The 25293-nt window shown below is 66.4% G+C and carries 25 protein-coding genes; 17 read left to right on the forward strand and 8 right to left on the reverse strand.

What is annotated here, in order from left to right; all coding sequences use genetic code 11:
* Positions 1 to 21: 21 nt before the first annotated feature.
* Genes hisF through hisB form a run of 4 tightly spaced genes read right to left on the reverse strand, consistent with a single transcriptional unit; the run spans position 22 to position 2718 of the window.
* A complete protein-coding gene (gene hisF, locus H5V43_RS02595) occupies positions 22 to 786 on the reverse strand; it encodes an imidazole glycerol phosphate synthase subunit HisF (protein ID WP_044661851.1) in 765 nt (254 codons plus the stop codon).
* A complete protein-coding gene (hisA, locus tag H5V43_RS02600) occupies positions 783 to 1520 on the reverse strand; it encodes a 1-(5-phosphoribosyl)-5-[(5-phosphoribosylamino)methylideneamino]imidazole-4-carboxamide isomerase (RefSeq protein WP_025551761.1) in 738 nt (245 codons plus the stop codon). The genes hisF and hisA overlap by 4 nt, the downstream gene beginning before the upstream one ends.
* Positions 1517 to 2134 carry an imidazole glycerol phosphate synthase subunit HisH gene (gene hisH / locus H5V43_RS02605; RefSeq protein WP_025551759.1) on the reverse strand — a complete coding sequence of 206 codons (618 nt, stop codon included), beginning with the start codon at positions 2132 to 2134 and terminating at the stop codon, positions 1517 to 1519. Before hisH ends, hisA begins: the two co-directional genes overlap by 4 nt.
* Positions 2131 to 2718: an imidazoleglycerol-phosphate dehydratase HisB gene (gene hisB, locus H5V43_RS02610; RefSeq protein WP_025551758.1), complete on the reverse strand. Its 588-nt coding sequence runs from the start codon at positions 2716 to 2718 to the stop codon at positions 2131 to 2133. Before hisB ends, hisH begins: the two co-directional genes overlap by 4 nt.
* 98 nt (positions 2719 to 2816) lie before the next feature.
* On the opposite strand from hisB, the gene H5V43_RS02615 reads away from it, so the two are divergent.
* From H5V43_RS02615 to H5V43_RS02640, 6 genes are all read left to right on the forward strand, one after another.
* Positions 2817 to 3293 (forward strand): SspB family protein, encoded by a 477-nt coding sequence (locus H5V43_RS02615; RefSeq protein ID WP_025551757.1) that lies wholly within the window; start codon positions 2817 to 2819, stop codon positions 3291 to 3293.
* Positions 3294 to 3360: 67 nt separating this feature from the next.
* Positions 3361 to 4746, forward strand: a complete 1386-nt coding sequence (gene fumC / locus H5V43_RS02620; protein ID WP_025551755.1) for a class II fumarate hydratase — start codon at positions 3361 to 3363, stop codon at positions 4744 to 4746.
* Positions 4747 to 4795: 49 nt separating this feature from the next.
* A complete protein-coding gene (locus tag H5V43_RS02625; protein WP_193666747.1) occupies positions 4796 to 5137 on the forward strand; it encodes a hypothetical protein in 342 nt (113 codons plus the stop codon).
* Between the two features lie 51 nt (positions 5138 to 5188).
* On the forward strand, positions 5189 to 5854 hold the full coding sequence (gene gmk, locus H5V43_RS02630) for a guanylate kinase (protein WP_025551753.1): 666 nt from the start codon (positions 5189 to 5191) through the stop codon (positions 5852 to 5854).
* Positions 5855 to 6096: 242 nt separating this feature from the next.
* Positions 6097 to 6848 (forward strand): IS5 family transposase gene (locus H5V43_RS02635; RefSeq protein ID WP_128830902.1). Its coding sequence is split into 2 segments (ribosomal slippage): positions 6097 to 6427 and positions 6427 to 6848, totalling 753 coding nucleotides; the frame shifts between segments, so codons are not numbered across the junction.
* A 322-nt stretch (positions 6849 to 7170) separates the two neighbouring features.
* The gene (locus H5V43_RS02640; protein WP_193666748.1) at positions 7171 to 8112 is read left to right on the forward strand and encodes an IS110 family RNA-guided transposase; all 942 of its coding nucleotides are present in this window, start codon (positions 7171 to 7173) and stop codon (positions 8110 to 8112) included.
* Positions 8113 to 8126: 14 nt separating this feature from the next.
* On the opposite strand, the gene H5V43_RS02645 is transcribed toward H5V43_RS02640, so the two are convergent.
* The 4 genes from H5V43_RS02645 to H5V43_RS02660 form a co-directional block, all read right to left on the reverse strand.
* Entirely contained in the window at positions 8127 to 9194 is a 1068-nt protein-coding gene (locus tag H5V43_RS02645; RefSeq protein ID WP_025549640.1) for a class I SAM-dependent methyltransferase, read from the reverse strand.
* Positions 9184 to 10086, reverse strand: coding sequence for a prolipoprotein diacylglyceryl transferase (lgt, locus tag H5V43_RS02650; protein ID WP_173664357.1), 903 nt, complete (start codon positions 10084 to 10086; stop codon positions 9184 to 9186). The genes H5V43_RS02645 and lgt overlap by 11 nt, the downstream gene beginning before the upstream one ends.
* 275 nt (positions 10087 to 10361) lie before the next feature.
* A complete protein-coding gene (locus tag H5V43_RS02655) occupies positions 10362 to 10652 on the reverse strand; it encodes an acyl carrier protein (protein ID WP_025549642.1) in 291 nt (96 codons plus the stop codon).
* A gap of 28 nt (positions 10653 to 10680) precedes the next feature.
* Positions 10681 to 11688, reverse strand: a complete 1008-nt coding sequence (locus tag H5V43_RS02660; RefSeq protein WP_025549643.1) for a GNAT family N-acetyltransferase — start codon at positions 11686 to 11688, stop codon at positions 10681 to 10683.
* Between the two features lie 49 nt (positions 11689 to 11737).
* On the opposite strand from H5V43_RS02660, the gene H5V43_RS02665 reads away from it, so the two are divergent.
* The 11 genes from H5V43_RS02665 (at position 11738) to xrtA (ending at position 25291) form a co-directional block, all read left to right on the forward strand.
* Positions 11738 to 13288 (forward strand): acyl-CoA ligase (AMP-forming), exosortase A system-associated, encoded by a 1551-nt coding sequence (locus H5V43_RS02665; RefSeq protein WP_244968649.1) that lies wholly within the window; start codon positions 11738 to 11740, stop codon positions 13286 to 13288.
* A complete protein-coding gene (locus H5V43_RS02670) occupies positions 13285 to 14517 on the forward strand; it encodes a pyridoxal-dependent decarboxylase, exosortase A system-associated (RefSeq protein ID WP_025549645.1) in 1233 nt (410 codons plus the stop codon). Before H5V43_RS02665 ends, H5V43_RS02670 begins: the two co-directional genes overlap by 4 nt.
* A gap of 146 nt (positions 14518 to 14663) precedes the next feature.
* Complete coding sequence (locus tag H5V43_RS02675) at positions 14664 to 15308, forward strand: XrtA/PEP-CTERM system exopolysaccharide export protein (RefSeq protein ID WP_025549646.1); 645 nt, start codon at positions 14664 to 14666, stop codon at positions 15306 to 15308.
* A gap of 1 nt (position 15309) precedes the next feature.
* The gene (locus H5V43_RS02680; protein ID WP_025549647.1) at positions 15310 to 16821 is read left to right on the forward strand and encodes an XrtA system polysaccharide chain length determinant; all 1512 of its coding nucleotides are present in this window, start codon (positions 15310 to 15312) and stop codon (positions 16819 to 16821) included.
* A 13-nt stretch (positions 16822 to 16834) separates the two neighbouring features.
* On the forward strand, positions 16835 to 17782 hold the full coding sequence (locus H5V43_RS02685; RefSeq protein ID WP_025549648.1) for a P-loop NTPase: 948 nt from the start codon (positions 16835 to 16837) through the stop codon (positions 17780 to 17782).
* Positions 17782 to 19368: a hypothetical protein gene (locus H5V43_RS02690; RefSeq protein ID WP_025549649.1), complete on the forward strand. Its 1587-nt coding sequence runs from the start codon at positions 17782 to 17784 to the stop codon at positions 19366 to 19368. The genes H5V43_RS02685 and H5V43_RS02690 overlap by 1 nt, the downstream gene beginning before the upstream one ends.
* Before the next feature lie 30 nt (positions 19369 to 19398).
* A complete protein-coding gene (locus H5V43_RS02695) occupies positions 19399 to 20634 on the forward strand; it encodes an XrtA/PEP-CTERM system-associated ATPase (protein ID WP_025549650.1) in 1236 nt (411 codons plus the stop codon).
* Positions 20635 to 20641: 7 nt separating this feature from the next.
* Positions 20642 to 21487: an XrtA system polysaccharide deacetylase gene (locus H5V43_RS02700; protein WP_025549651.1), complete on the forward strand. Its 846-nt coding sequence runs from the start codon at positions 20642 to 20644 to the stop codon at positions 21485 to 21487.
* Positions 21484 to 22545 (forward strand): FemAB family XrtA/PEP-CTERM system-associated protein, encoded by a 1062-nt coding sequence (locus tag H5V43_RS02705; protein ID WP_193666749.1) that lies wholly within the window; start codon positions 21484 to 21486, stop codon positions 22543 to 22545. Before H5V43_RS02700 ends, H5V43_RS02705 begins: the two co-directional genes overlap by 4 nt.
* Positions 22542 to 23771 carry a TIGR03087 family PEP-CTERM/XrtA system glycosyltransferase gene (locus H5V43_RS02710; protein WP_025549652.1) on the forward strand — a complete coding sequence of 410 codons (1230 nt, stop codon included), beginning with the start codon at positions 22542 to 22544 and terminating at the stop codon, positions 23769 to 23771. The genes H5V43_RS02705 and H5V43_RS02710 overlap by 4 nt, the downstream gene beginning before the upstream one ends.
* Positions 23771 to 25291 (forward strand): exosortase A, encoded by a 1521-nt coding sequence (gene xrtA, locus H5V43_RS02715; RefSeq protein ID WP_193666750.1) that lies wholly within the window; start codon positions 23771 to 23773, stop codon positions 25289 to 25291. The genes H5V43_RS02710 and xrtA overlap by 1 nt, the downstream gene beginning before the upstream one ends.
* Positions 25292 to 25293 lie beyond the last annotated feature (2 nt).

Genomic DNA, 25293 nt, shown 5'->3' on the forward strand with positions numbered 1-25293 from the left:
TTTTCGGCGAAATCGGGTCGGTCAGGCGGTCCGGACCGCAATGCCGGCGGCCGCCAGCGCCTGATGCGCTTCAGCAATGCTATGTTGACCGAAATGAAATATGGACGCCGCGAGCACCGCGCTGGCATGCCCCTCCACCACGCCTTCGACCAGATGATCGAGCGTCCCGACGCCGCCGCTGGCGATGACCGGAACCGAAACCGCATCGGCAATGGCGCGGGTAAGGGCAAGGTCATAGCCCGCCTTGGTCCCGTCCCCGTCCATGGACGTGACCAGCAGTTCGCCCGCGCCCAGTTGGGCAAGCCGCACCGCATGCTCCAGCGCATCGATGCCGGTCGGCTTGCGGCCGCCATGGGTGAAGATTTCCCAGCGGCCATCGCCCACCCGCCGCGCATCGACCGAGCCGACGACGCACTGGCTGCCGAAGCGGTCGGCGATGTCCGCCACCACCTCGGGCCGGGTGACGGCCGCACTGTTCACCGCGACCTTGTCCGCGCCCGCGAGCAGCAGGGCGCGGGCATCCTCCGGACTGCGCACGCCCCCGCCCACCGTCACCGGCATGAAGCAGACCTCCGCCGTGCGCCGGACCACGTCGATGATCGTGCCGCGCGCCTCATGCGTGGCGGTGATGTCCAGGAAGCAGAGTTCATCCGCGCCCGCTGCGTCGTAAATCTTCGCCTGCTCGACCGGATCGCCCGCGTCGCGCAGATCGATGAAGTTCACGCCCTTGACCACGCGGCCATTGGCGACGTCCAGGCAGGGGATGACGCGGGTGCGGACGGTCATGCGGCCGCCTGCGCCACCGCCAGCGCCGCCTTCAGGTCCAGCCGCCCGTCATAGAGCGCGCGGCCCGTGATCACGCCTTCAATGCCCTCGTCGGCATGCAGGCTCAGCACCCGGATGTCCGCGATCCCCGCGACGCCGCCGCTGGCGATCACCGGAATGTCCGTGGCGCGGGCCAGATCGACGGTCGCATCGATGTTGCAGCCCTTGAGCAGGCCGTCGCGGCCGACATCGGTGAACAGCAGGCTGGCGACGCCCGCATCCTCGAACCGGCGGGCAAGGTCGACCACCGGCATGTCGGACTTCTCCGCCCAGCCGTCCGTCGCGACGAAGCCGTCCCGCGCATCCACCGCCACCACGATCCCGCCGGGGAAGTCCTGTGCCGCCGCCTTGACGAAGCCCGGGTCCTTCAGGGCCGCCGTGCCGATGACGATGCGCGACACGCCCAGGTCGAACCAGCGCTCCACCGCCTCCCGGTTGCGGATGCCCCCGCCCAGCTGCACATGGCCGGGAAAGGCCGCCACGATGGCCTCGACCGCTTCGGCATTGACCGCATGGCCCGCGAAGCTGCCGTCCAGATCGACCACATGCAGATGCTGCGCGCCCGCTTCCGCGAACAATATCGCCTGGGCGGCGGGATTGTCGCCATAGACGGTGGCGCGGTTCATGTCGCCTTCGGCCAGGCGCACGACCTGGCCGCCCTTGAGGTCGATGGCGGGGAAAACGATCAGGCTCATGGACGCCAATCCAGAAAACGGGAGAGGAAGGAAAGGCCGTAGCTCTGGCTCTTTTCCGGGTGAAACTGACAGCCGATGATGGTGTCGCGCGCCACCGCCGCGACCAGCGGCCCGCCATGATCGGTGACGGCGGCGACATGCGCCGGGTCGGCGGCTTCGAAATGATAGCTGTGCAGGAAATAGGCCTCGCCCGCTTCCAGCAGCGGAGGCGTGCCGCGCAGGGCCACGTCGTTCCAGCCCATGTGCGGCACCTTGATCGCCGGATCGCGCGGCTCGATCAGCCGGACGGTGCCGCCTATCCAGCCCAGCCCCTCGTGCCGGCCGAACTCTTCCCCCGCATCGGCCAGCAACTGCATGCCCACGCACACGCCCAGAAAGGGGACGCCGCGCTGGCGGACGGCCTCGTTCATCGCCTCCACCATGCCGGGAATCGCGACCAGCGCATCGCGGCAGGCGCGGAAGGCGCCGACGCCCGGCAGGACGATGCGGTCCGCCCCTGCCACGACATCCGGATCGGCGGTGATGACGGCGTCGTCCGCCCCCGCCTTGCGCAGGGCGTTGTGCACCGAATGAAGGTTGCCCGCGCCATAGTCGATCAGGGCAAGCGCGGTCACAGCATTCCCTTGGTCGAAGGAATGGCGTCGGCCTTGCGCGGGTCGATCTCCACCGCCTGCCGCAACGCGCGGGCAAGGCCCTTGAAGCAGCTTTCGACGATATGATGGTTGTTGCTGCCGTAGAGATTTTCGATGTGCAGCGTGATCCCGGCGGCCTGGGCGAAGCTGTGGAAGAAATGCTCCACCATCTCGCTGTCCCATTCCCCGATGCGCTGCACGGTGAAGTCCACCTTGAACACCAGCCAGGGGCGTCCCGAAATGTCCAGCGACACGCGGGTCAGCGTCTCGTCCATCGGGGAATAGACGCTGCCATAGCGGGAAATGCCGCGCTTGTCGCCCAGCGCCTTCGCCACCGCCTCGCCAATGGCGATGGCCGTGTCCTCGGTCGTGTGATGCTGGTCCACATGCAGGTCGCCGACGGTCTTCACGTCCATGTCGATCAGCGAGTGACGCGACAGTTGCTCGATCATGTGATCCAGGAAACCGATGCCCGTCGAAACGGTGTAGATGCCGGTGCCGTCCAGGTTGACGGTCACGTCGATCTGCGTTTCCGCAGTGTTGCGGTGAATGTCGGCCGTGCGCATGGCAGCGCCCTATAACGAAGTGGACGGCCGTTGCAATGTGGCGTTGCACCTATAGCGCGCACTTGACCCGCGCCGCCGCGCCGTTAGGACATTGGCGCATGAGCGACGACCTGCCCGACAGCCTGATTCCCTATGACGAAATCGTGCAGGAGGCCCTGCGCGCCGTCGTCGGCCGCGTGCTGGGGGAAATCGAACGGACGGGCGGCCTTCCCGGCGCGCATCATTTCTACATCACGTTCAAGACGCAGGTGGCCGGAGTCGATATTCCGCGCCATCTGGTCGAACGCTTCCCTGACGAGATGACCATCGTCCTCCAGAACAAATTCTGGGACCTGAAGGTCAGCGACGACGCCTTCGGGGTCAGCCTGACCTTCAACCAGGTGGCGGCGCATCTGCATATTCCCTTCGCGGCGATCACGGCCTTCGTCGATCCGGCGGTGAATTTCGCGCTCCAGTTCCAGGCGCAGGCCGACATTGCGCCCGAACCGCATGAAGAGGCGGAAAATGACGCGCCGCAGGTGACGACGGAGGACGGCTCCAATGTCGTGACCGTGGACTTCGGCAAGAAGAAATAAGGCTGGAAACAGGGGCGTGGGCTCCCCAGATTGACGGCACTCCGGCGACATCATGGGAGTGCCCGACTTGAACGACAGCCGCACCGAAACCGACAGCATCGGCGCCATCGAAGTGCCCGCCAGCGCCTATTGGGGCGCGCAGACCCAGCGGAGCATCGAGAATTTCCCCTTCGGCCCCGGAGAACGCATGCCGATCGGCATCGTCCACGCGCTGGCCATCGTGAAACAGGCGGCGGCGCGGGTCAACCGTAGCCACGGACTCGATTCGGACCTGGCGGATGCAATCGAGGCGGCGGCGGTGCAGGTCGTCGCGGGCAACCATGACGACCAGTTCCCGCTCGTCATCTGGCAGACCGGCAGCGGCACCCAATCCAACATGAACGTCAATGAGGTGATCGCGGGCATCGCCAATGAGGCCCTGACCGGCAAGCGCGGCGGCAAGAGCCCGGTCCACCCCAACGACCATGTAAATATGGGCCAGTCGTCCAATGACAGCTTCCCGACCGCCCTGCACATTGCGGCGGCGCGGGCCGCCACGGCGGCCCTGTTCCCGGCGCTCGACCGGCTCCACGCCGCCCTCGACGCCAGGGCGAAGGCGTGGGAGGGCATCGTGAAGATCGGCCGCACCCATCTGCAGGACGCGACGCCGCTGACGCTGGGCCAGGAATTTTCCGGCTACGCCCATCAACTCTACCGCAGCCGCAAGCGGATCGAGCCGGCGGTCATGCACGGCATGATGGCGCTGGCGCAGGGCGGCACGGCGGTCGGCACCGGCCTCAACGCGCCCGCGGGCTTCGACGTGGCGGTGGCGAAGGAAATCGCGGCGCTGACCGGCCTGCCGTTCCGGACCGCCGACAACAAGTTCGAGGCGCTCGCCTCCAACGATCCGCTGGTGCACCTGTCCTCCACCCTGGCGACGCTGGCAGTGGCGCTGACCAAGATCGCCAACGACATCCGCCTGCTGGGCAGCGGCCCGCGCTCGGGCCTTGGCGAACTCGACCTGCCGGCCAATGAACCGGGCAGTTCGATCATGCCCGGCAAGGTCAATCCCACCCAGTGCGAGATGCTGACCATGGTCGCCGCGCAGGTCATCGGCAATCATCAGGCGGCGACGGTCGGCGGCCTTCAGGGGCATCTGGAACTCAATGTCTTCAAGCCGATGATCGGCGCGGCGGTGCTGCGGTCTATCCATCTGCTCAGCGTCGGCATGGACAGTTTCGCAGAACGCTGCGTCGACGGGCTGGAGGCGAATGAGAGGCGGATTGCCGAGCTGGTCGACCGGTCGCTGATGCTGGTCACCGCGCTCGCGCCCGAAATCGGCTATGACAATGCCGCCAGGATCGCGAAACACGCCCATGCCGAAGGGCTGACGCTGAAGGAGGCGGGCCTGCAATTGGGGTTGGTCGATGGGGAAAGCTTCGACCGGCTTGTCCGGCCCGAAAATATGGTCTGATCCACATCGGCATGGTGGAACCGGTCGCGCTGCGGTACATTGATGTCCCATGAGGAAAAAATCGACCGACCAGCCGCTGATCGCCGTCCGCCCGCCCCGCAAGGACGGGCTGCTCCGAAAGGCGGCCCGCGTCGGTGCGACCGTCGTCGCGGCGCGGGTGGCCGCCGATACCGGCAAGAAGGGCGTGATCGGCCTGCTGGCGGGCATGGGGGCCAAGCGGCTCATCATGCGTCATCCCATGGGCACGCTGTTCGTGACGGGCGCCTATATGGCCGGAAAGGTCTATGAGGCGAAGCGCGAGGCGGATCGCAAGCGCAAGGTCAAGGCTCTGCCGGACGGCAGTCCGCCGCCGATCCTGATCGAGGAAGCGCGCAAGGCCCGCAAGGGCTGACGGCGCGACAGTCCCCCTTGCCAAATCCCGTCCATGACGCCAAGAGCGGCCATGGCCGACAGCATCTCCATAGAGACGCCCGATTTCAAGCGCCGCGGCGTCCTGTTCGTTCTTTCCTCGCCCTCTGGCGCCGGTAAATCCACCATCGCGCGCAAGCTGCTGGCTGCGGAGCCGGATCTTGCCATGTCGGTTTCCGCGACCACGCGGCCGATGCGGCCGGGGGAGGTCGACGGCAAGGATTATCATTTCGTCGATCTGGAGGAATTCCGGCGGATGACCGCCGATCACGAATTCCTGGAATGGGCGCATGTCTTCGGGCAGCGCTACGGCACGCCCCGCGCTCCGGTGGAGGCGATGCTGAAGTCCGGCCGCGACGTTCTGTTCGACATCGATTGGCAGGGCGCGCAGCAACTCCACCAGATTGCGGGCGGTGACGTGGTGCGGGTGTTCATCCTGCCGCCGTCGATGGAGGAACTGGAGCGTCGCCTGCGCGGACGGGCGACGGACAGCAATGAGGTGATCGAAGGCCGCATGGCCCGCGCGGCCGGAGAGATCGCGCACTGGGACGGCTATGATTATGTCCTGTGCAATGTCGATGCGGAAGATTGCTTCCGGCGCGTCCAGACGATCCTGCACGCCGAACGCATGAAGCGCAGCCGCCAGACGGGTCTGATCGGCTTCATCCGCAGGCTCAGCCGCTATCATCAGGAAGATTGAGGGGTTTGGACGTACCATGCGCCTGCGAAGGCAGGAACATGGCAGGTTTCAATTCAGCCGGGTCATGCCCGGGGATGATCGCCAGAGCATCGTGCGCAAAAGTGGGAACCGGTTTTGCGTTTAAAACGATGCGACGACAAAGGCTTGGAGCGCGCAGCCTGCGTACGATTTAACGCAACGCGCTCTAGGGGTTGTGGGGATTTAGGATTCCCATTTGTTGGGAGATGTGATTCACGCTCTGGATGGACCGTTTCGTACTGACCGACGCCCAATGGGCAAAGATGGAGCCACATTGTTTGGGTAAGCCGACTGACCCTGGGCGGAGCGGAAGGGACAACCGGCTATTCATGGAGGCGGTGCTGTGGATTGTTCGCACGGGCAGTCCATGGCGTGATCTGCCCGCCATGTTCGGCAACTGGAATACGGCGTTCAGGCGGTTTCGCGATTGGCGGGAAGCCGATATTTTCAAGCGTATTTTCGATGTGCTGTCGGAGGAACCCGACATGGAATACGCCATGGTCGATGCGACCATCGTCAAGGTTCACCGGCATGGCCAGGGCGCAAAAGGGGGACTCAGGGCCAGGCCATTGGTCGCTCAAAAGGCGGCATGACGACCAAGATTCTGGCGCTGACCGATGCCTTGGGCAATCTGGTGCGCTTCGAGTTGCTGCCGGGCAACCGCTACGACACCATAGGCGTCGCACCGTTGATCGACGGTATCGAGTTCGGTGCCCTGCTGGGCGACAAGGCCTTCGATTCCAACTGGATTGTACAGGATCTTGATCAGCGTGGGGCGAAGGTTGTCATTTCACAACATCCCGGCCGTGCCCAAAAGCTCAAGATCGACGTCGAGATGTACAAATGGCGTCACCTGATCGAAAACTTCTTCTGCAAACTTAAGGAATTCAAACGCATCGCTATGCGTGCCTGCAAAACCGACCAGAGCTTCTCTGCAATGATCTATCTCGCCGCAGCCATCATCAACTCACGATGAATCCCCACAAACCCTAGAGCAGATTCCGATCCGATTGCATCGGCTCGACTGCTCCAAGTTTTTGTTTTGTCGCGTTTTCCGAGTCAGCAGATGATTCCATCTGCTTGGAAAACGCTTGTCTTATGACCTTGCGGTCCGTTTGGGTCATGCTGGATTGCCCGGGCCGGGGTGGCCACCCCGGCCCGGGCGGAAGGGGACGGATCGTGAAAGCGCCGGTCGTTGTGGGACCGGGTTAGAGTAGGATCGCCCCTTTCTTTTCGTGTCGGCCCGAACGGATACCGGGGTTTTGGACCCGGATGACAAGCATGGGACAGCGGAAAAGATGAGCGACAATCTACCACAGACGATCGGCATCGACATCTCCAAAGCGAGCCTCGACTGCCATGTCCACCCTGCCGGCGCCGAGCGCCAGTTCGCCAACACCGCCAAGGGCCACAAGGCGCTGATCGCCTGGCTGCGACAATGGCCGGTCGAGCGGATCGCCTATGAGGCAACCGCAACCTACCATCGGGCGCTGGAGGCGGCTCTGGCCGACTGGCCCTGCGTGAAGCTCAACCCGGAGCGCGCCCGGCGCTTCGCCCAGGCGACTGGCATTCTGGCCAAGACCGATCGCATCGATGCCATGTTGCTGGCCCGTATGGCGGCCACCTTGCAGCCGCCGGTCAGACCTGCTCGAAGCGCACAGCAGGCGCAGATGGCGGAGCTCATCAATGCCCGAGACGGCCTCATGCGCGATCGCACCGCGCTCAAGAATCGCGAGAAGAACCTCACCATCGCCTTCCTCAAGCGTCAGTGCCGGCAGCGGCTCGAGCAGATCGATCGGCATATCGAGGCGCTCGATACCGAGATCGCCAACCTGATCGCCGCCGATGCCGCGCTCGCCCGCCGGCATGAGATCCTCACCAGCATCGCCGGCGTCGGAACGCTGACCGCCAACCAGCTCATCGCCACCATGCCCGAACTCGGCAGCCTCGAGAACAAGCAGGCCGCATCCCTCGCCGGTCTCGCCCCCGTCGCTCGACAGTCCGGACAATGGAAAGGCAAGAGCTTCATCCGTGGCGGACGCGCCAACGTGCGGCAGGCTCTCTATATGCCGGCCCTCGTCGCCGCCCGGTACAATCCCGATCTCAAGGCAAAATATCAGCAGCTCGTTACTGCCGGAAAGCCCGCCAAGATCGCCATCACCGCCGTCATGCGAAAGCTCGTCGTCACCGCGAACGCCATGCTCAAAGCCGATCGATGCTGGACGCAATCTCCAGCTTGATCATCACGGATACTCTAACCCTCAAACCCCGCCGGTTCCGCCCAATCCGGGTGCACCCAGGCCATCGCCTTGAACAGCGTGCCCATGGCATCCCCGGCGGTCAGCCGCAGGCGGGCTGCCTCCACCTCCTCGGCGCGGGCCGGCGTCGTGCGGGCGAGCTGATCGGCGCGGGCGTCGATGCCCAGCCGGCGCAGGAAGGCGCCCTGACCGACCGGCCCCATCACCCGAAGCCCCGCCTGCCGCGCCATATTGCCGATCATGGTGAAGTCGACATGGGTGGTGAGGTCGCTTTCGCCCGGCTCCAGAAAGGGGTCGGCGAAGCGGTGCGCTCGCACCGCCTGCAACGTGTCCCCCAAGGCCGGCCCCTCATAGCCGTAGTCGACGATGATCGCGGCGCCGCCCTGCCGGGCGATCCTGTGCGCGAGTTCCAGCGCGACCGCGGCCCCGGCCAGCGGCGTTTCCAATATCGCGCCTTCCGGCGCTTCGGCGGCGAGGGCGGGGATGCCCGACTCGACGCGGCGATAGCCAGCCATGGGCGCGAAACGATCGGGTTCGCCCGGATCGGGGCAGATCACCACCCGTTCGCGCCATTCCTTTCCGCTGCGCACGATCTGGCGCACGGGCAGCGCGTCGAAAAATTCGTTGGCGACGACCAGCAGCGGCCCCTGTTCGGGCAGGCTGGAGACAGTGTCGTGATGGAAGATGTTGGGGATGATCGTCCTTTGCCGCTCCCGCAGGCTGGGGCTGGTCTCCACGAAATGCACCCGTGGGACGAGCGACAGGCCGGCCATGGCCCGGAGGGCATCGGAAGCGAGCGTGCCGCGGCCGGGGCCTAGTTCGACATAGCCGATCTCCGGCCGGCTGCCCGACCGCATCCAGACGTCCGCCAGGCATAGTCCGACCAGTTCCCCGAACATCTGGCTGATCTCCGGCGCGGTGGTGAAGTCGCCGGCGGCGCCCAGCGGGTCGCGAGTGCCGTAATAATGCTGGTTCGCCTCCGCCATATAATGGGCGATGGAGATCGGCCCGCCCGACGCGATCTGGCGCGCCAGGCGTTCCGACAGGCTGGGTTCAGCTGACACTCGCGCTGCCCGCGACCGGTTCCACGCGCACGCGGCGGCTCCTGGCGGTGAAGATCAGGTACAGGCCGCCCAGGATCATCGGCACGCACAGCCACTGGCCCATGTGCAGGCCGGTGCGCGCGGCGAATTCCATGAGCTGCGCGTCGGCCTCGCGGAAATATTCGACGCCGAAGCGGAAGATGCCATAGCCAAGCAGGAAGATGCCCACCAGCATGCCGGGCTTGTAGCGGGCGCGGGTCTTCCAGAAGGCGAAGGCGAGGATCAGGAACAGCACTATGCCTTCCAGGAAAGCCTCGTAAAGCTGGCTCGGATGGCGGGGGAAGGCGCCGCCGGTCGGGAAGATAATCGCCCACGGCACATCGGTTTCCTTGCCCCACAGCTCCCCGTTCACGAAATTGGCGAGGCGGCCGAAAAACAGGCCGAAGGGCACGCAGCAGGCCACGAAATCATGGATGCGCAGCCAGGAGAGCTTCTCCTTGCGCGCCATGTAGAGGATGCCGAGCGACACGCCGATGGCCCCGCCATGGAAGGACATGCCGCCGTTCCACAGCTTGAAGATGTCCAGCGGATGGCGGAGGATTTCGGGCTGGTAGAAGAAGACATAGGCCAGCCGCCCGCCGATGATGATGCCCAGCGTCGCGTAGAAGATCATGTCGTCGGCATGGCGGCGCGCCATGGGCGAACCGGGCTGGGCGATCAGCTTCAGCAGATACCAGTAGCCGATCAATATGCCCGCCAGATAGGCGAGGCTGTACCATTTCAGCGTGAAGAAGCCGAGGTCGAGCGCGACAGGGCTGAGGCCGAGCTGGTCGAAGCGGATGGCCCCCGAAGCGGCGGCGGCAAGGTCAAGGATCAAGTTGGCGTTCCCCTTGGGAAATTCGGCCCCCGCCATAGAGCAAGGTGGGGGACGGAGGAAAGGGAGGAAGTTGACCGGACCGGTTCATGGAGTCCGAACGACGTTCCCGGCCATGGTGGTGGCGAGTTGCGGCGGCCTTGAGACGGAAAGGGCGTCACTCGACCAGACAGGGGCTTGGCATGCGTCAGGACCGACCTTGCAATCCTGCCTTCCCCAACGACGGATCGGGCATCCCCGCCATCCGACCGTCCTCACCCCTTCAAAATCCGCCAGCGCGGAGAAACCTGTTTCCACACGCCGCAAACCGAAATTCAGCCCCCGATCTTCGCCCGCGCAAAGGCGACGAGCGAGCCGAACGTCTCGAACGTATCGCCGTCTATATCCTCGTCCTCGATCAGGATGCCGAAGCGGTCCTCCATCTCAGTGAGCAGGCCCGCAACGGCCATGGAGTCCAGTTCCGGCAGCGCGCCGAACAGCGGCGTATCCGCATCGAAGGCGTCGACCCGGTCCTGCGACAGGGCCAGCACATCGCGCAGCAAGGCGCGCATCATCGTTTCAATATCCATTGCCCGGTCGACCGGTTGTGCATTGTCCGCCCGCATGATGGGCGCCTACCTAGTCGTTCCGCCGCTAACCTACAAGCGCCGAAATGGCCGCACGCGCGGCGGGCAGCCAGACCGAAGCGCGTCGGGGGTTGAAGAAATCCAGCCGGTAGAGCGTTTCCCGTTCCTCCATCCAGTCGGTCTTGTAGCCATTGTCGCCCGTTCCATAATCGATCGTCGCGACATGATCGCGATCGATGGCGTGCGCGAACATCGCATGGCTGAGCAGGCTGCCGGGGGAGGCGCCGTCGAACGCCTGATCATGGGCCAGCTTGTGAATGAGGGCGGTGCCGTTCTCCACCGTCCATAGCTGGGTCGCCACCGGCTGCTCCTCCAGCCGCGCAAAGCCCAGCCGGAGCGTCCCGGCGGCGCTTTCCCGCTGGGCCAGCGCATGGAGAAAGCCAAGATCGGCCTCCGGCTTCTTCCAGCTTCGTTCCTGCACGGCGGCATAGTCGCGCCACAGCGCCTCGGTCAGCTGGTCCGCGATGCTGAGGGTGAAGCGGCTCGCACGGTTCTTGCGCGCGATCAGCGTACGCAGGCGGCCGGGCCGTTGCGCCCAATATTGCTCGAAAGTCCGCCCATTCAGGTGCAGCATATGCCGCCCCCCCATCGGCCGCCGGACGCTGAACCAGCCTGCACGGCGAAAGGCGTCGAGCAGCATGTCCGACGCGGCCGTGACCGGATAGAGGTCGATCTGGGCGCTGTCCGCCAACAGAGACTGGGCGATGACTTCGATCAGGCGACGACGGACGGTCTCGTCCAAAGGGCCAAGGAAGACCGGCCCCCAATCGAAGCTGTACCAGTTGGCGAGCGCGCCCAGCCGTCCCGCTCCGGACGAAAGCAGGAAAAGCCATGCCTGACACTCCCCCTCCAACGCCTGGAAGATGCGGACGTCCGTCGTGGAAAAGCAATGCGCATGGAGCGATTCGAACCAGTCGATGCGGTCGAACAGCGACGGCGTGCCGGCGCGGTCGAGCGCTGAACCCAGCACCTGACGCGCTTGGGCGACGCTGCGATATTCCCTTGCGACCAGCAAACCATTATCTCCCCGTCGACAGCATCGCCTTTAGGAAAAAAGTCTGGAGATGGAGTTAAGCGATTCCCCCGCGCCCATGGCGGACCCCATGATCGACGGCGCGCAGGTGCGGCCGATCGACCATCTGCTGCTGCGCGGCGACGCGGAACGGCCCGCGCTGGACGGGCGGTCGGGCACGCAAAGCTATGCGGATCTGGAAGCGACATTGGGGCGGCTGGCGGCATGGCTTGCCCGATTCGGGCTGGACAAGGGCGCGCGAGTCGCAAGCTGGGTCGCAAAGGGCCCGGTCGCGGCCCTGATGCCGCTCGCCGCGCCCCGCGCCGGGCTGGTTCATGTGCCGGTCAATCCGCTGCTCAAACATGCCCAGGTCGCGCACATATTGGCGGACAGCGGCGCGTCGCTGCTGATCGGGACGGCCAGCCGTCTGGCGACCCTGTCGCCGGGCGACGTGCCGGGGCGATGCGACCTCCACCGGGAGGATGATGCGGCCTGCGCGATGAGCGGCGGGGAGGCGCTGGCCCCGTCCCATGCCGCGCCCGACGAACTGGCCGCAATCCTCTACACCAGCGGATCGACCGGGCGGCCCAAGGGCGTGATGCTGAGCCACGCCAATCTCTGGCTGGGCGCTGTATCGGTGGCGGAATATCTGAAGCTGACGGCGGAGGACCGGACGCTTTGCGTGCTCCCCTTCAGCTTCGATTATGGGCAGAATCAGTTGTTTTCCACATGGTTCGCCGGCGGATGCGCCTGTCCGCTCGATTATCTGACGCCGCGCGACGTGGTGAAGGCGGTGGATCGGTGGGACATCACCACCTTGGCGGGGGTGCCCCCGCTCTGGGTGCAGTTGACCGAACTGGACTGGCCCGCCGATGTGGCGGCGAAGCTCAGGCGGCTCACCAATAGCGGCGGCGCGCTGACGCGGCCCCTGGTGGCGAAGTTGCGGGCGCTGTTTCCGCGCGCGGACCTCTACCCCATGTATGGACTGACCGAGGCGTTCCGCTCGACCTATTTGCCGCCCGCGCTGGTGGAAAGCCGCCCCGACAGCATGGGATCGGCCATTCCCCATGCGGAGATACTGGTCGTTCGCCCGGACGGTTCGATTGCGGGCGACGATGAGCCGGGTGAACTGGTGCATTGCGGGCCGCTGGTGGCGGAGGGCTATTGGCGCGATCCGGCGCGCACGGCGGAACGGTTCAAACCGGCGCCCGTCGCCTCCCGCTATGGCGGCATGGCGGTGTGGTCGGGCGATACCGTGCGCCGGGATGCGCGGGGACTGCTTTATTTTGTCGGACGCGATGACGCCATGATCAAGTCCGCCGGCAACCGCATCAGCCCCACGGAGGTCGAGGAAGCGGCCGTCGCGGTGGAGGGCATTGCCGAAGCGGTTGCGCTGGGCGTCCGGGACGATCGTCTGGGGCAGGCGGTGCTGTTGCTGTTGCGCGGCGCTTCGCCGGAGCTAAAGGCGCAGGTGGAGGCACGGCTTCGGCAGGAGCTTCCCAATTTCATGCAACCGCGCGAGATCGTCATGCTTTCCGAATTTCCCCGCAATCCCAATGGCAAGATCGACCGCGTGGCGCTGGCGAAGGAATTTGCGGCATGAAGCCGATGGGACCGATCCCGCCCGTCTTCATCGGGGAGGAGGGCATGTTGCTGATCGGCGGCTGCGGCGCGGCGAGCCTGGTGGAGGAGGCCGGGGACACGCCGCTGTTCGTCTATGACATGGGCATCGTAGAGGAGCAGGCGCGGGCCTTTCGCGACGCCATGCCAGCGACGCTGTCGCTCCATTATGCGGTGAAGGCCAATCCCCATGCGCCCCTGCTGGAGCGCATGGCGAAGCTGGTGGACGGCTTCGACGTGGCGTCGGGCGGGGAACTGGCCCGGGCGCTGGAGGCGGGGATGGACGCTGCCCATATCAGCTTCGCCGGGCCGGGAAAGCGCGACGATGAATTGATCGTCGCCATAGACAGCGGCGCGACGATCAACCTTGAGTCGGAGGGGGAGGCGCGACGGGCCATCGCCCTTGCGGAGCGGCGGGGCAGGACGCCGAAGCTGGCGGTGCGGGTGAACCCGGATTTCGACCTGAAGGGGTCCGGCATGCGCATGGGCGGCGGCGCCAAGCCCTTCGGCGTGGACGCGGAGCGCGCGGCGGCGCTGGCGCGCTGGGTGATCGATGCGGGGGCCCAATGGCGCGGCTGGCATATCTTCGCCGGCAGCCAGGCGCTGGGGACGCAGGCGCTGATCGAGACGCAGGCGGCAACCATCGATCTCGCCACCCGCCTGTCCGACAGCATCGGCGCGGTGCCCCCGCTGGTCAATCTGGGCGGCGGCTTTGGCATTCCCTATTTTCCCGGCGACGAACGGCTGGACATCCGGCCCATCGGGGACGCGCTGGGCCGGCTGCTCGACGGGCGGGCGGACATATTGCAGGACAGCGCCTTCGCCATGGAACTGGGCCGCTGGCTGGTGGGGGAGGCGGGCGTTTACCTCACCCGCATCGTCGATGTGAAGAAGAGCCAGGGCGAAACCTTCGTCATCGTCGATGGCGGGCTGCATCACCAGCTCGCGGCGAGCGGCAATTTCGGCACGGTGGTGCGCCGCAACTATCCCATCGCCGTCGCCAATCGCTTCGGGGAAGCGCCCGCGGCGGAGGCCGTAACGGTCGCGGGTTGCCTCTGCACGCCCATCGACAGGCTTGGGGACAAGGTCGCGCTGCCGCCGGTGGAGGAGGGCGACCTGATCGCGATCTTCCTGGCGGGGGCCTATGGCGCCTCGGCCAGCCCGGCGGCTTTTCTCGGTCATCCGGCGCCTCGGGAACTGCTGATCGGCTGATTTTAATCAACTGATTTGCCAATAACTTAACTCCTAACGCTATTTTTACCCTTTCGGGGCAAGAAGGCCGTCGAAGCTGAGTGCTTGACGGTTGCCGGCGCCTCCCTTTGGCGGCTGTCGGCGCGGCCGCGAAAAGGGGTGAATCTATGCGTTTCCTGTCACTTTCCCGTGCGTTGATCGGCATGTCCCTGCCGGCTCTGGCTCTTTCGGGCTGCGCTTCGGGCGGGGGCGCGCCCAATCTGCCACCGGCGTCCTTCGTTTCGACGCAGGAGGGGCCGGGCGAGGAATATGTGATCGGGCCGCTCGACGATCTCACCATCTTCGTCTGGCGCAATCCCGATCTCGGCGCGAAGGTGCAGGTGCGGCCCGATGGGCGCATCACCACGCCGCTCATTTCCGACATGCCGGCGGTCGGCAAGACGCCCCGGCAACTGGCCGACGACCTGAAGGTGGCGCTGGGCAAATATATCGAAAATCCGCTGGTGTCGGTGATCGTCAACAATTTCTCCGGCACCTTCAGCCAGCAGGTGCGGATCGTCGGCGCGACCGAAAAGCCCGCCTCCATCCCCTATCGCGCCAATATGACGCTGCTCGACGCGATGATCTCGGTCGGCGGCCTTTCCGAATATGCGGCGGGCAATAGGGCGAAGCTGGTCCGCTTCAACAAGGAAACCGGCAAGCAGCAGGAATATCAGGTCCGCATCGGCGACCTGCTGAAGCGCGGCGACAGCAAGGCGAACGTCATGCTGGCGCCCGGCGACGTCATCATCATTCCCGAAAGCATGTTCTGACATGGCGGCTCTCGTCGACGAACTGCTGGTCATCCTGCATGGCCTCTGGCTCCGCCGCTGGCTGGCGCTGGGCGTGGCCTGGGGCGTGTGCCTGGCTGGCTGGCTGGGCGTGGCGCTCATCCCCAACAGCTATGAATCCAAGGCGCGGGTCTATGTGAACACCCAGTCGCTGCTGGAGGACAAGGTGGGCATCACCCAGGTCCAGGCGCAGCAGGACCTCGACAGGGTGCGCCAGACCCTGGCCAGCACGGCCAATCTGGAACGGGTGGTGAAGGAGACCGATCTCAACCGGACGGTCGACGGGCCGCGCGACCTGGCGGCGAAGATCACCGGATTGCGCGAGACCATCACCGTGATGGCGCAGCTTGACCCCAGCATGATCGACATCAGCGCCACATGGGCCGATTCCGGCCTGTCGGACGGCGCCAATGCGCGCATTTCGCAACAGATCGTGCAGAAGCTGGTCGACATCTTCCAGGAAACCAACCTGTCCTCCGACAAGGTGGAGACGCGGCAGAGCCTTGCCTTCCTCGACCAGCAACTGGCGGCGCGGGGCAAGCAGCTTGCCGCCGCCGAACAGCGCCGCGTCGAGTTCGAGCAGCGCTATGCGGGCATGCTGCCGGGCGCCGGATCGATCGGCCAGCGCATGGACGCCGCCCGGTCGGAGATCAACAGCATCGATTCGCAACTCGTGCAGGCGCAAAGCGCGCTGGCGGCGATGAACGGCCAGTTGGCGGGCACGCCGCAGACCTTGCCGGGCGTCGGCGCTTCGGGCGGGCCTTCGGCGCTGGCCCAGGCGCAGGCGGACCTTGCGTCGATGCGGGCGCGGGGCTTCACCAGCAGCCATCCCGACGTGATCGCGGCGCAGCGGCAGGTGGACCTGCTGCGCGGGCAGGGCGGCGGCAGCGCCGGCAGCACGCCCAATCCCGCCTATCTTTCGATCAGGTCGATGCAGGCGGAACGCGCCGCCACGGTGCAGGGGCTTTCCGCCCGCAAGGCGCAGTTGCAGGCGGACCTGAACGCCATGGCATCGCGCCAGACGGATGAACCCGGCCTCGCCGCCGAGCAGGAACGGCTCGACCGCGACTATCAGGTACTCAAGACCCAATATGACAAGATGCTGGCGGACCGCGAGGAAATCCGTCTGCGCGGCGATGTGAAGTCGGAAACCGGATCGGTCCAGTTCCGCGTCATCAATCCGCCCAGCCTGCCGACCGCTCCGGCCGCGCCGAACCGGCCGCTGCTGCTGCTGGGCGTGCTGATCCTGGGGCTGGGCGCGGGCATCGGCACGGCCTTTGCCGTGGCGCAGCTCAAGGGCGGCTTTCCCAATGCGGCGCGGCTGGAAAAGGCGCTGGGCGTCTCCGTGATCGGATCGATCAGCCAGACCGTCAGCGCGGCGCAGCAGGCGATGGAGAGGCAGCGGATGAAGTGGTTTGCAGGCGCCAGCGGCGGCCTTGCGGCGCTGTGCCTGCTGCTGATCGTCATCGAATTCGTCCAGCGCGGGCTGGCTTGAGGAGGGACCGGATATGAACAGGCACAAGTCCCTTTCCGGCGGATCGCTGATCGAGCGGGCGACCGAAATCTACGATTTCAGCGCGGCCCTGCGCGGGCGCGCCGCGCCCGCGGTCGAAGTTCCGGTGGGCGAACCCGTGGTGGAGACCGCGCAACCCGCGCCCGCCGCCGTCGAAACGCCGGTCCCCGAAACGCCGGTCCCCGGCTATCGCGCGCCGGACTGGACCGGGCCGGTACAGCCGATCGACCGCATCGCGCTGGTCGAGGCGGGCTATCTGCTGCCCGACGGTCCCGTCACCGCGATGAGCGAGGAGTTCCGGCTGCTCAAGCGCGACCTGCTGGCCGAACTGGCGGGCAATGCGCGGGGCAACCGGGTGCTGGTCTGCTCCGCCCATAGCGGGGAGGGCAAGAGCTTCTGCGCGATCAACCTGGCGCTCAGCCTGGCGGCGGAGAAGGATCGCGAAATCCTGCTGGTCGACGCCGATTTCGGCAAGCCCGGCATCCCGCAGGCGCTGGGGCTGACCGCAGGGCCGGGCCTGATGGACGCGCTGGCCGATCCGGCGATTGCCATCGAGGATTGCGTGCTGCGCACCGACATTCCCTCTCTCTCCGTGCTCCCGGCCGGACAGCGGAGCAACAACGACACCGAATATCTGGCCTCCGCGCGGACGGAAATGCTGCTGGGCCGCCTGACCGAGGGACGGCCCGACCGCATCGTCCTGTTCGATTCGCCGCCCCTGCTGGCCGCTTCTCCTGCGGCTGTGCTGGCCGGCCACGCCGCCGTCGCGCTGCTGGTGGTGCGGGCGGACAGGACGACGGAAGGCGCGCTGCGCGATGCGGCCGGACTGCTCAAGGGCGCGTCCAAGGTGAAGCTGCTCCTGAACGGTGTGAACTTCGCCAGCGGCGGACGGCGTTTCGGCAGCTATTATGCGCATGGCCATGAAGGGGAGCATGCGGGCTGATGATCTCTCGCCTAGCCCTTCTTCTCGCGGGGATCGCCCTGGCCTCGCCCGCCCTTGCGCGGGACGAGCAGCGCAAGGTCGACGTCACGCCCTATCTCGGCATCGACCAGGTCGTCGTCGCGCCGATCCAGGGCGGCGGCGACGTTCTGACCTATACCAACGTCACCGCGGGCGTGACCGCCAGCGTGCAGACGCGGCGGCTGGAAGCCGCTGCGGACCTGCAATATGCACATAGCTTCGGCTGGGGCGATGACCTCAGCGATCAGGACATCATCAGCGGGATCGTCAGTGGCCAATATGGCCTCGCGCGCGGGCTGTCGCTGAATGCAGGCGGCCTGGCGACGCGGGTCCGCACGGACGGGTTCTCGGGCGCGTCGGTGCGCAATGACGGCTATAGCAGCCAGGTCTATGCAGGCTATGTCGGCCCGTCCTATGTCACGCGGCTGGGCGATCTGGACATCAGCGCCTCCTACCGGCTCGGCTATGCGCGGGTCGAGGATGACGTGAATGTCGATTTCCCCGGTGCGCCTCTGGGCAATGGCTTCGCGGAATCGACCACCCATGACCTGATGGGTTCCGTCGGCGTCGGGCCGGGGGTGTGGATGCCGCTGGGCCTCGTCGCCAGCGCAGGCTACAGCCGGGAGGATGCAAGCCAGCTCGACCAGCGGTTCGAGGACAAATGGGCGCGGCTCGACGCCACCCTGCCGGTATCCCCCACGCTCGCCCTGATCGGCGGCATCGGTTATGAGAAGATCGAGATCAGCCAGCGTTCGCCCTTGCTCGACGGCAATGGCGTGCCGGTAATCTCCTCCAGCGGCCGCTACGTCACCGACGACAGTTCGCCTCGCCAGCTCATCTATGATTTCGACGACATCATCTGGGATGTCGGCGTGCTCTGGCGGCCGAGCCACCGCACCTCGCTGACCGCGCGGGTGGGCGAGCGCTATGGCGGCATGACCTATTCGGGCAGCTTCATCTGGCAGGGCCGGGACAAGTCGTTCGCCCTGGTCGTGTTCGACGGCATCGACAGCTTCGGGCGCGTCATCACTTCCGATGTGGCGGCGCTTTCGGGCAGCGACCTCAATATCGTGCGCAATCCCTTCACCGGCGATTTCACCGGCTGCGCCTTTTCCACCAGCGGGGGCGGGCAGTGCTTCAACGATGCGCTGGCCGGGGTCACAGGGGCCAATTTCCGCTATCGCGGCGTGGCGGCCCAGTTCGCGGCGGAGCGCGGGCCCTGGGGCATGGGTGTCGGCCTTGGCTATTCGCAGCGCAAATTCGTGACGCCTTCGGGTGAGACGGTGCTGGTGCGCGGCACGCGGGACCAGAACTGGTACGGCAACGCCTCGCTCACCTATCGCGTCGACAGCCAGTCGAGCATCGATACGGCCGTCTATGCCAATTATTTCGACGCCAGCGGCAACCGGCTGGACGTGCTGAACCTGGGCGCCTTCGCCAGCTATTACCGGCTCGTCACGCGCAATCTGCAGGCGTCCGCCTCGGTCGGCGTCGACAGTGCCAAGGCGGACAATCTGGACGCCGTCATCAACGCCATGGGCCAGCTTGGCCTTCGCTACACATTTTAAGCCAATGCCCCGTCGGGTGGAGAGATAGTCATGTACGACCAGTTCTACGGATTGCAGGGACGCCCGTTCCAGCTGACGCCGGACCCGCATTTCTATTTCGAGAGCGCGACCCATCGCAAGGCGCTGTCCTATCTGGGCTATGGCCTTGCGCAGGGAGAAGGCTTCATCGTCATCACCGGCGACATCGGCGCGGGCAAGACGACGCTGGTCGGGCACCTCATGAACACCATCGACCCGTCGCGCCTGACGGCCGTGAAGATCGTCTCGACGCAGGTGGAGGGCGACGACATGCTGCGCCTTGCCGCGCAGAGCTTCAGCCTGGGCGTCGACGGCATGCCCAAGGCGCAGATACTGAAGCAGATCGAGGGCTGGCTCCATGCGCAGGCGCGAGCGGGCAAGCGGTCGCTGCTGATCGTGGACGAGGCGCAGAACCTGCCCATTTCCGCGATCGAGGAATTGCGGATGCTGTCCAACTTCCAGTTGGGCGGGCAGTCGCTGTTGCAGATATTCCTGCTGGGCCAGCCGGAATTTCGCGACCTGCTGAAATCGCCGGAACTGGAGCAGCTTCGCCAGCGGGTGATCGCCACCCATCATCTGGAACCGATGATGCGGCGGGAGGTCGAGCCCTATATACTGCACCGCCTGTCGCTGGCCGGATGGCAGGGCGATCCGCAATTCACGCCGGAGGCTTTCGCCGCCATCTATGCCGCGACCGGCGGCGTGCCGCGCCGGATCAACGTGCTGGTCAGCCGCGTGCTGCTGCTGGGCGCGCTCGACCAGCTTTCGGTGATCGATGCCGAAGTGGTCTATGCGGTGGTGAACGACATGGGCGCGGACGCGGACGTAACGCCGGAACCGATGGCGCGCAGCGTGCTGGACGATGCCGGGGAACTGGCGGACATGCCTGCTGCCGTGCCGTTCGCGGCCGACCCCGCGGTTTCCGACGAGGTTGCGTCCTTGCGCGCCGAGGTGGAGGCGCTGCGGGCCGCCAGCCCCGGGCCGGCCACGGACCTGCTCGACGAGATCGCTTCCCTGCGGGCGGAGATCGACACGCTTCGGGCCGAGAACGACTTTGCCCGCAGCGCGCCGAGCGTCGATCCCGAAGCGCTGAAGGACTGCTTCGCCCTTGTCGAGGAACGGCTTTCCACGCTGGAGTTCCGCGTGACGGAGCAGGACACGGCGCTGCGCCGGGTGCTGACGCTGCTGGTCGAATGGGTCGAGCGCGAGGAAAGGCTGGGCGAAACGCAGCAAAGCGCCGCCGCCTGACGGACCCATGCTGAACGCCCTATCCGTCGATGTCGAGGACTGGTTCCAGGTCGGCGCTTTCGAGCGCACGATCCGGCGCGAGGATTGGGCGGGCCTGACCCATCGCGTCGAGCGCAACACCGATGCGGTGCTGGCGCTGTTCGAGGAGGCGGGGGTCAGCGCGACCTTCTTCACGCTTGGCTGGGTGGCGGAGCGCTATCCGGCGCTGATGCGGCGCATCAGCGCGGCGGGGCATGAGGTCGCCAGCCATGGCTATGACCATAAGCGGGTCTTCACCTTCGACGGGGCGCAGTTCCGCGCCGACCTGCGCCGGTCGCGGGCGATCCTGGAGGATGCGACCGGCCAGGCGGTGACGGGCTATCGCGCGCCCAGCTTTTCCATCGACCGGCGCAACCCCTGGGCGCATGAGGTGCTGGCGGAGGAAGGCTATGCCTATTCCAGCAGCGTCGCGCCGATCCGGCACGATCATTACGGATGGCCTGAAACGCCGCGCTTCGCCTGGCGGCCGGTCAAGGGATCGCCGCTGGTCGAACTGCCCGTGACCACCGCGAGGTTCGCGGGGCGGACGCTGGCGGCAGGCGGCGGCGGCTTCTTCCGGCTGCTGCCCTATGGTTTTTCGCGCTGGGCGATCCGGCAGGTGAACCAGCGGGATGGGCGGCCGGCGATCATCTATTTCCATCCGTGGGAGATCGACCCCGGCCAGCCGCGCGTCGAGGGCGCGCCGTTGCGCTCACGGGTGCGGCATTACAGCAATCTGTCGGTCATGGCGGCCAAGCTGCGCCGTCTGACGCGGGACTTTTCATGGACCCGCGTGGATGCGCTGGCGGCGCAGGAAGCGGAGCGGGCGGCATGATGGCGGGGGAAATGCTCGTCACCACGCTGAACCTCGACGATCCGGCGCAGCGGAGCGCGGCGGATAAATTCGTGATGGCGCATCCGGCGGGGACGCCCTTCCACCGGCCGGCCTGGTTGACGGGCGTGGAGCGTGGGACCGGCAATCGGGCGCACATGCTGGCCGCCGTGGCGCCTTCGGGGGAGATGGCCGGGCTGCTGCCGCTGCATCATGTGAAAAGCGCCTTGTTCGGGCAGGCTCTGGTGTCGTCGGGCTTCGGCGTCGACGGCGGCATTCTCGCCAGCGATCCGGCGGCGGTGCCTGCTCTGGCCGCAGCCTGCGAGGGCATGGCGCGGGACGGCGGCATCGCCTCGGTCGAAATCCGTGGCGGTCCGGCGCCGGGCAGGGGCTGGGCGCTGCATGAGGGCAGCCATCTGGGCTTCGCGCGCCCTATCGCGGCGGATGATGAGGCGGAACTGCTCGCCGTGCCGCGCAAGCACCGGGCGGAGTTGCGCAAGGCGCTGGCCAATGATGCGCTGCGCGTCGAGATCGGGCGGGAGGCGCGGCATCGACAGGCGCATTACCGCGTCTATTCGGAAAGCGTGCGCAATCTCGGCACGCCGGTCTTCCCGGCACGGCTGTTCCGCGAAGTGCTGGCGGCCTTTGCCGAGGAAGCGGACATATTGGCGGTCTATGAGGGGGAACGGCCGGTTTCGGCGGTGCTGACCCTCTATCATCAGGGGCGGGTCATGCCCTTCTGGGGCGGCGGCATTGCGGATGCGCGGCGGCTGCGGTCGAACGAACTCATGTATTTCCGGCTGATGGGTCATGGCCGGGCGCGGGGCATGCGCGTCTTCGACTTCGGCCGTTCCAAGACAGGCAGCGGACAGGCGGCGTGGAAGAAGAGCTTCGGCTTCGACCCCGTGCCCCTTTCCTATCATAGCTGGTCGGCCACGGGCGAGCGGCGGGACATCGATCCCAACAGCCCGCACTATCAACGGCGGATCGACCTCTGGAAGAAGCTGCCCCTGCCGGTTGCGAACCTCATCGGACCGCTCATCGCGCGGGGGCTGGGGTGAGGGGGGACATCCTCTTCCTCTGCCATCGCATCCCCTTTCCGCCGGATCGGGGCGACAAGATCCGGTCCTATCATCTGCTGGAGCGGATCGCGGAGGTCGCGCCCGTCCATGTCGGCTGCTTTGCCGACGACGCGCGGGACATGGGCTTTGCCCCAGACATGGCGAAGCTGACCGTCAGCCAGTGCGTGCTGATGCGCGACCGCTCGCGCATCATGGCGGGCCTCAAAGGGCTGGCGAAGGGGCAGCCCCTGCTGGTGTCGCTGTTCGATCATCCCGATCTGCATCGCTGGGTCGCGAAGACGCTGGCGGAACGGCCCATCGCGGCGGTCGTCACCTATTCGGCGCAGATGGCGCATTTCGTGCCCATGCTGCCGGACGGGGTGCGCTTCGTCATGGATTTCGTGGATTTCGATTCGGCCAAATATGCCGCTTATGGCGCGCAGGGCTCCGGCCCCATGGCCTGGATCAACCGGCGCGAAGGGCGCATGCTGCTGGACTTCGAGCGGAAGGTGGCTGAACGGGCCGACCTCTGCGCCTTTGTGAGCGAGGCGGAGGCCGCGCTGTTCCGGCGCGAAAGCGGGCTGGGCCCCGATAGAATCGTTGGCATCGACAATGGCGTCGCGCTGGACTTTTTCGATCCCTCGGCGGATTTCCCCGCCGTGGATCGGCCGGACGGGCGACTGCTCGTCTTCACCGGCCAGATGGACTATCGGCCCAATGTCGAGGCGGTGGAGAGCTTTGCCCGCGAAACCCTGCCCGCGATCCGTGCCCGCTGTCCGCAGGCGCTTTTCGCCATTGTCGGCCGCAATCCCACGAAATCGGTGCAGGCGCTGGCGGCTTTGCCCGGCGTGATCGTGACCGGCGGCGTGCCCGATGTCCGCGGCTGGCTGGCGGCGGCGGACGTGGTGGTGGCGCCGCTGCGGATCGCGCGGGGTATCCAGAACAAGGTGCTGGAGGCGATGGCCATGGCGCGGCCCGTCGTCGCCTCCCCCCAGGCCGCCGAAGGGATCGACGCCCGCGATGGCGAGCACCTGCTGATCGCCGCCGACCCGGGGCAGGAGGCGGAGACGCTTCTTGCGCTGCTCGCCGATCCAACCCGCGCCGCGCGCCTTGGCCATGCGGCGCGATCCCGGATGGAGGAGCGCTACCGCTGGTCCGCGACGCTGGCGAAGCTGCCGGACATGCTGTTCGGATCGCCGGGCGCCGCCGACATGAGGGCCGCGTGATGGAAGGCGCGCTCCCCATGCGGCCGGAGGTGAAGCTGTCCGGCTGGCGCGGCCATCTGACGGCGTTCGCCATCATCGCCGGCACGATCCTGGCGCTGTTCCACCGCGACCTGCTGGGCATGATAGCGATCTGGTGGAACGCCTCGACCTATGGCCATTGTCTGTTCGTGCCGTTTCTTGTCGCCTGGCTGGTGCAGCAGCGTTTGCCCGGCCTGCGCCGGCTGGAGCCATCCGCCTGGGCGCCGGGGCTTGTCTGGCTGGGGCTGGGCGCTTTCGCCTGGATGCTGGGCGCGGCGGCGGGCGTGGCCGTGCTGCGGCATGGCGCGCTGATCCTGATGTTGCAGGGTTCTGTCATCGCGCTGCTGGGACCGGCCGTGGCGCGGGCGCTGCTCTTTCCGCTGTTCTACGCCTTCTTCATGGTGCCCTTCGGCGAGGAGATCGTCGCCCCCCTCCAGTTGGTGACGGCGCATATCAGCATGATCCTGCTCGGCCTGACCGGCATTCCCGCGCAGATGCAGGGCATCTTCATCACCACGCCCAATGGCTATTTCGAGGTGGCGGAGGCCTGTTCCGGCGCGAAGTTCGTGATCGCCATGACGGCCTATGGCCTGCTCGTCTGCAATGTCTGCTTCACCAGCTGGAAACGGCGGGTCGCCTTCATGATCGGCGCGCTTTCCCTGTCGATATTGGCGAACGGCGTGCGCGCCTTCGCCACCATCTTCGTCGCGGAAGTGACCACCATCGATGCGGCGGCGGGCTTCGATCATGTGGTCTATGGCTGGCTGTTCTTCGCCGTCATCATGATCGTGGTGATGGCGATGGCCTGGCCCTTTTTCGACCGGCAGCCCGGCGATCCCTGGTTCGATCCCGAACATCTGCGCCATGAAGGCCATTCTTCGCCGGGCGCCGTCGCGGGCGGCGCGCTGGCGATGATCGTGGCCGCGCCCCTCTGGCTGGCGGCGAGCGCCGAGGTGGGCCAGCCTCTGCCCGGCGCACCCGCCATGCCGGAGGTGAAGGGCTGGGTCCGAAGCGACGAACCGCCGCTCCCGCTCTGGCGGCCGCGCTTCGACGGCGCCGATTATCTGGCCATGGCGAGATACCGCAATGCGGAGGGACAGGTGGTCGATCTCGCCATTGCGACCTTCGACCGGCAGGATGAGGGGCGCGAACTGGTCGGCTTCGGTCAGGGCGCGGCGGGCACCGACAGCGGATGGACCTGGTCGCAGCCCGCCGCCGCGCCCGAAAATGCGCGCGGCGAGCAGATCACCGGCCCCGGCCGGCTGGTGCGCCATGTCGTCAGCTTCTATGCCGTCGGCAAGGGCCAGCCCACCGGCAGCGCCCATCTCGTCAAGCTGGAGACGATGAAGGCGCGCCTGTTGGGCACTGACCAGCGCGCCGCCGCCATCATGGTTTCGGCAGAGGAACGGGCAGGCCGCCCTTCGGACGCCGCCATCGCCGCCTTCCTCCATGATCTGGGCGATGTGAAGGATTTGGCTGACCGCAGCCTCCGAACCCGCTAAGA

It is taken from the genome of Sphingobium fuliginis (genome assembly GCF_015074805.1).
GTDB classification, from domain to species: Bacteria; Pseudomonadota; Alphaproteobacteria; order Sphingomonadales; family Sphingomonadaceae; genus Sphingobium; species Sphingobium fuliginis.

Bases quoted from the DNA above. Each gene is read 5' to 3' on its own strand.
- lgt (WP_173664357.1), bottom strand. From the start codon at position 10,086: ATGGCGGGGGCCGAATTTCCCAAGGGGAACGCCAACTTGATCCTTGAC.
- hisA (WP_025551761.1), bottom strand. From the start codon at position 1,520: ATGAGCCTGATCGTTTTCCCCGCCATCGACCTCAAGGGCGGCCAGGTC.
- hisB (WP_025551758.1), bottom strand. From the start codon at position 2,718: ATGCGCACGGCCGACATTCACCGCAACACTGCGGAAACGCAGATCGAC.
- H5V43_RS02655 (WP_025549642.1), bottom strand. From the start codon at position 10,652: ATGCGGGCGGACAATGCACAACCGGTCGACCGGGCAATGGATATTGAA.
- H5V43_RS02670 (WP_025549645.1), top strand. From the start codon at position 13,285: ATGAAGCCGATGGGACCGATCCCGCCCGTCTTCATCGGGGAGGAGGGC.
- H5V43_RS02640 (WP_193666748.1), top strand. From the start codon at position 7,171: ATGAGCGACAATCTACCACAGACGATCGGCATCGACATCTCCAAAGCG.
- H5V43_RS02685 (WP_025549648.1), top strand. From the start codon at position 16,835: ATGAACAGGCACAAGTCCCTTTCCGGCGGATCGCTGATCGAGCGGGCG.
- H5V43_RS02675 (WP_025549646.1), top strand. From the start codon at position 14,664: ATGCGTTTCCTGTCACTTTCCCGTGCGTTGATCGGCATGTCCCTGCCG.
- H5V43_RS02625 (WP_193666747.1), top strand. From the start codon at position 4,796: ATGAGGAAAAAATCGACCGACCAGCCGCTGATCGCCGTCCGCCCGCCC.
- H5V43_RS02615 (WP_025551757.1), top strand. From the start codon at position 2,817: ATGAGCGACGACCTGCCCGACAGCCTGATTCCCTATGACGAAATCGTG.
- H5V43_RS02705 (WP_193666749.1), top strand. From the start codon at position 21,484: ATGATGGCGGGGGAAATGCTCGTCACCACGCTGAACCTCGACGATCCG.
- H5V43_RS02665 (WP_244968649.1), top strand. From the start codon at position 11,738: ATGGAGTTAAGCGATTCCCCCGCGCCCATGGCGGACCCCATGATCGAC.
- xrtA (WP_193666750.1), top strand. From the start codon at position 23,771: ATGGAAGGCGCGCTCCCCATGCGGCCGGAGGTGAAGCTGTCCGGCTGG.
- H5V43_RS02690 (WP_025549649.1), top strand. From the start codon at position 17,782: ATGATCTCTCGCCTAGCCCTTCTTCTCGCGGGGATCGCCCTGGCCTCG.
- gmk (WP_025551753.1), top strand. From the start codon at position 5,189: ATGGCCGACAGCATCTCCATAGAGACGCCCGATTTCAAGCGCCGCGGC.
- H5V43_RS02695 (WP_025549650.1), top strand. From the start codon at position 19,399: ATGTACGACCAGTTCTACGGATTGCAGGGACGCCCGTTCCAGCTGACG.
- H5V43_RS02700 (WP_025549651.1), top strand. From the start codon at position 20,642: ATGCTGAACGCCCTATCCGTCGATGTCGAGGACTGGTTCCAGGTCGGC.
- H5V43_RS02680 (WP_025549647.1), top strand. From the start codon at position 15,310: ATGGCGGCTCTCGTCGACGAACTGCTGGTCATCCTGCATGGCCTCTGG.
- hisF (WP_044661851.1), bottom strand. From the start codon at position 786: ATGACCGTCCGCACCCGCGTCATCCCCTGCCTGGACGTCGCCAATGGC.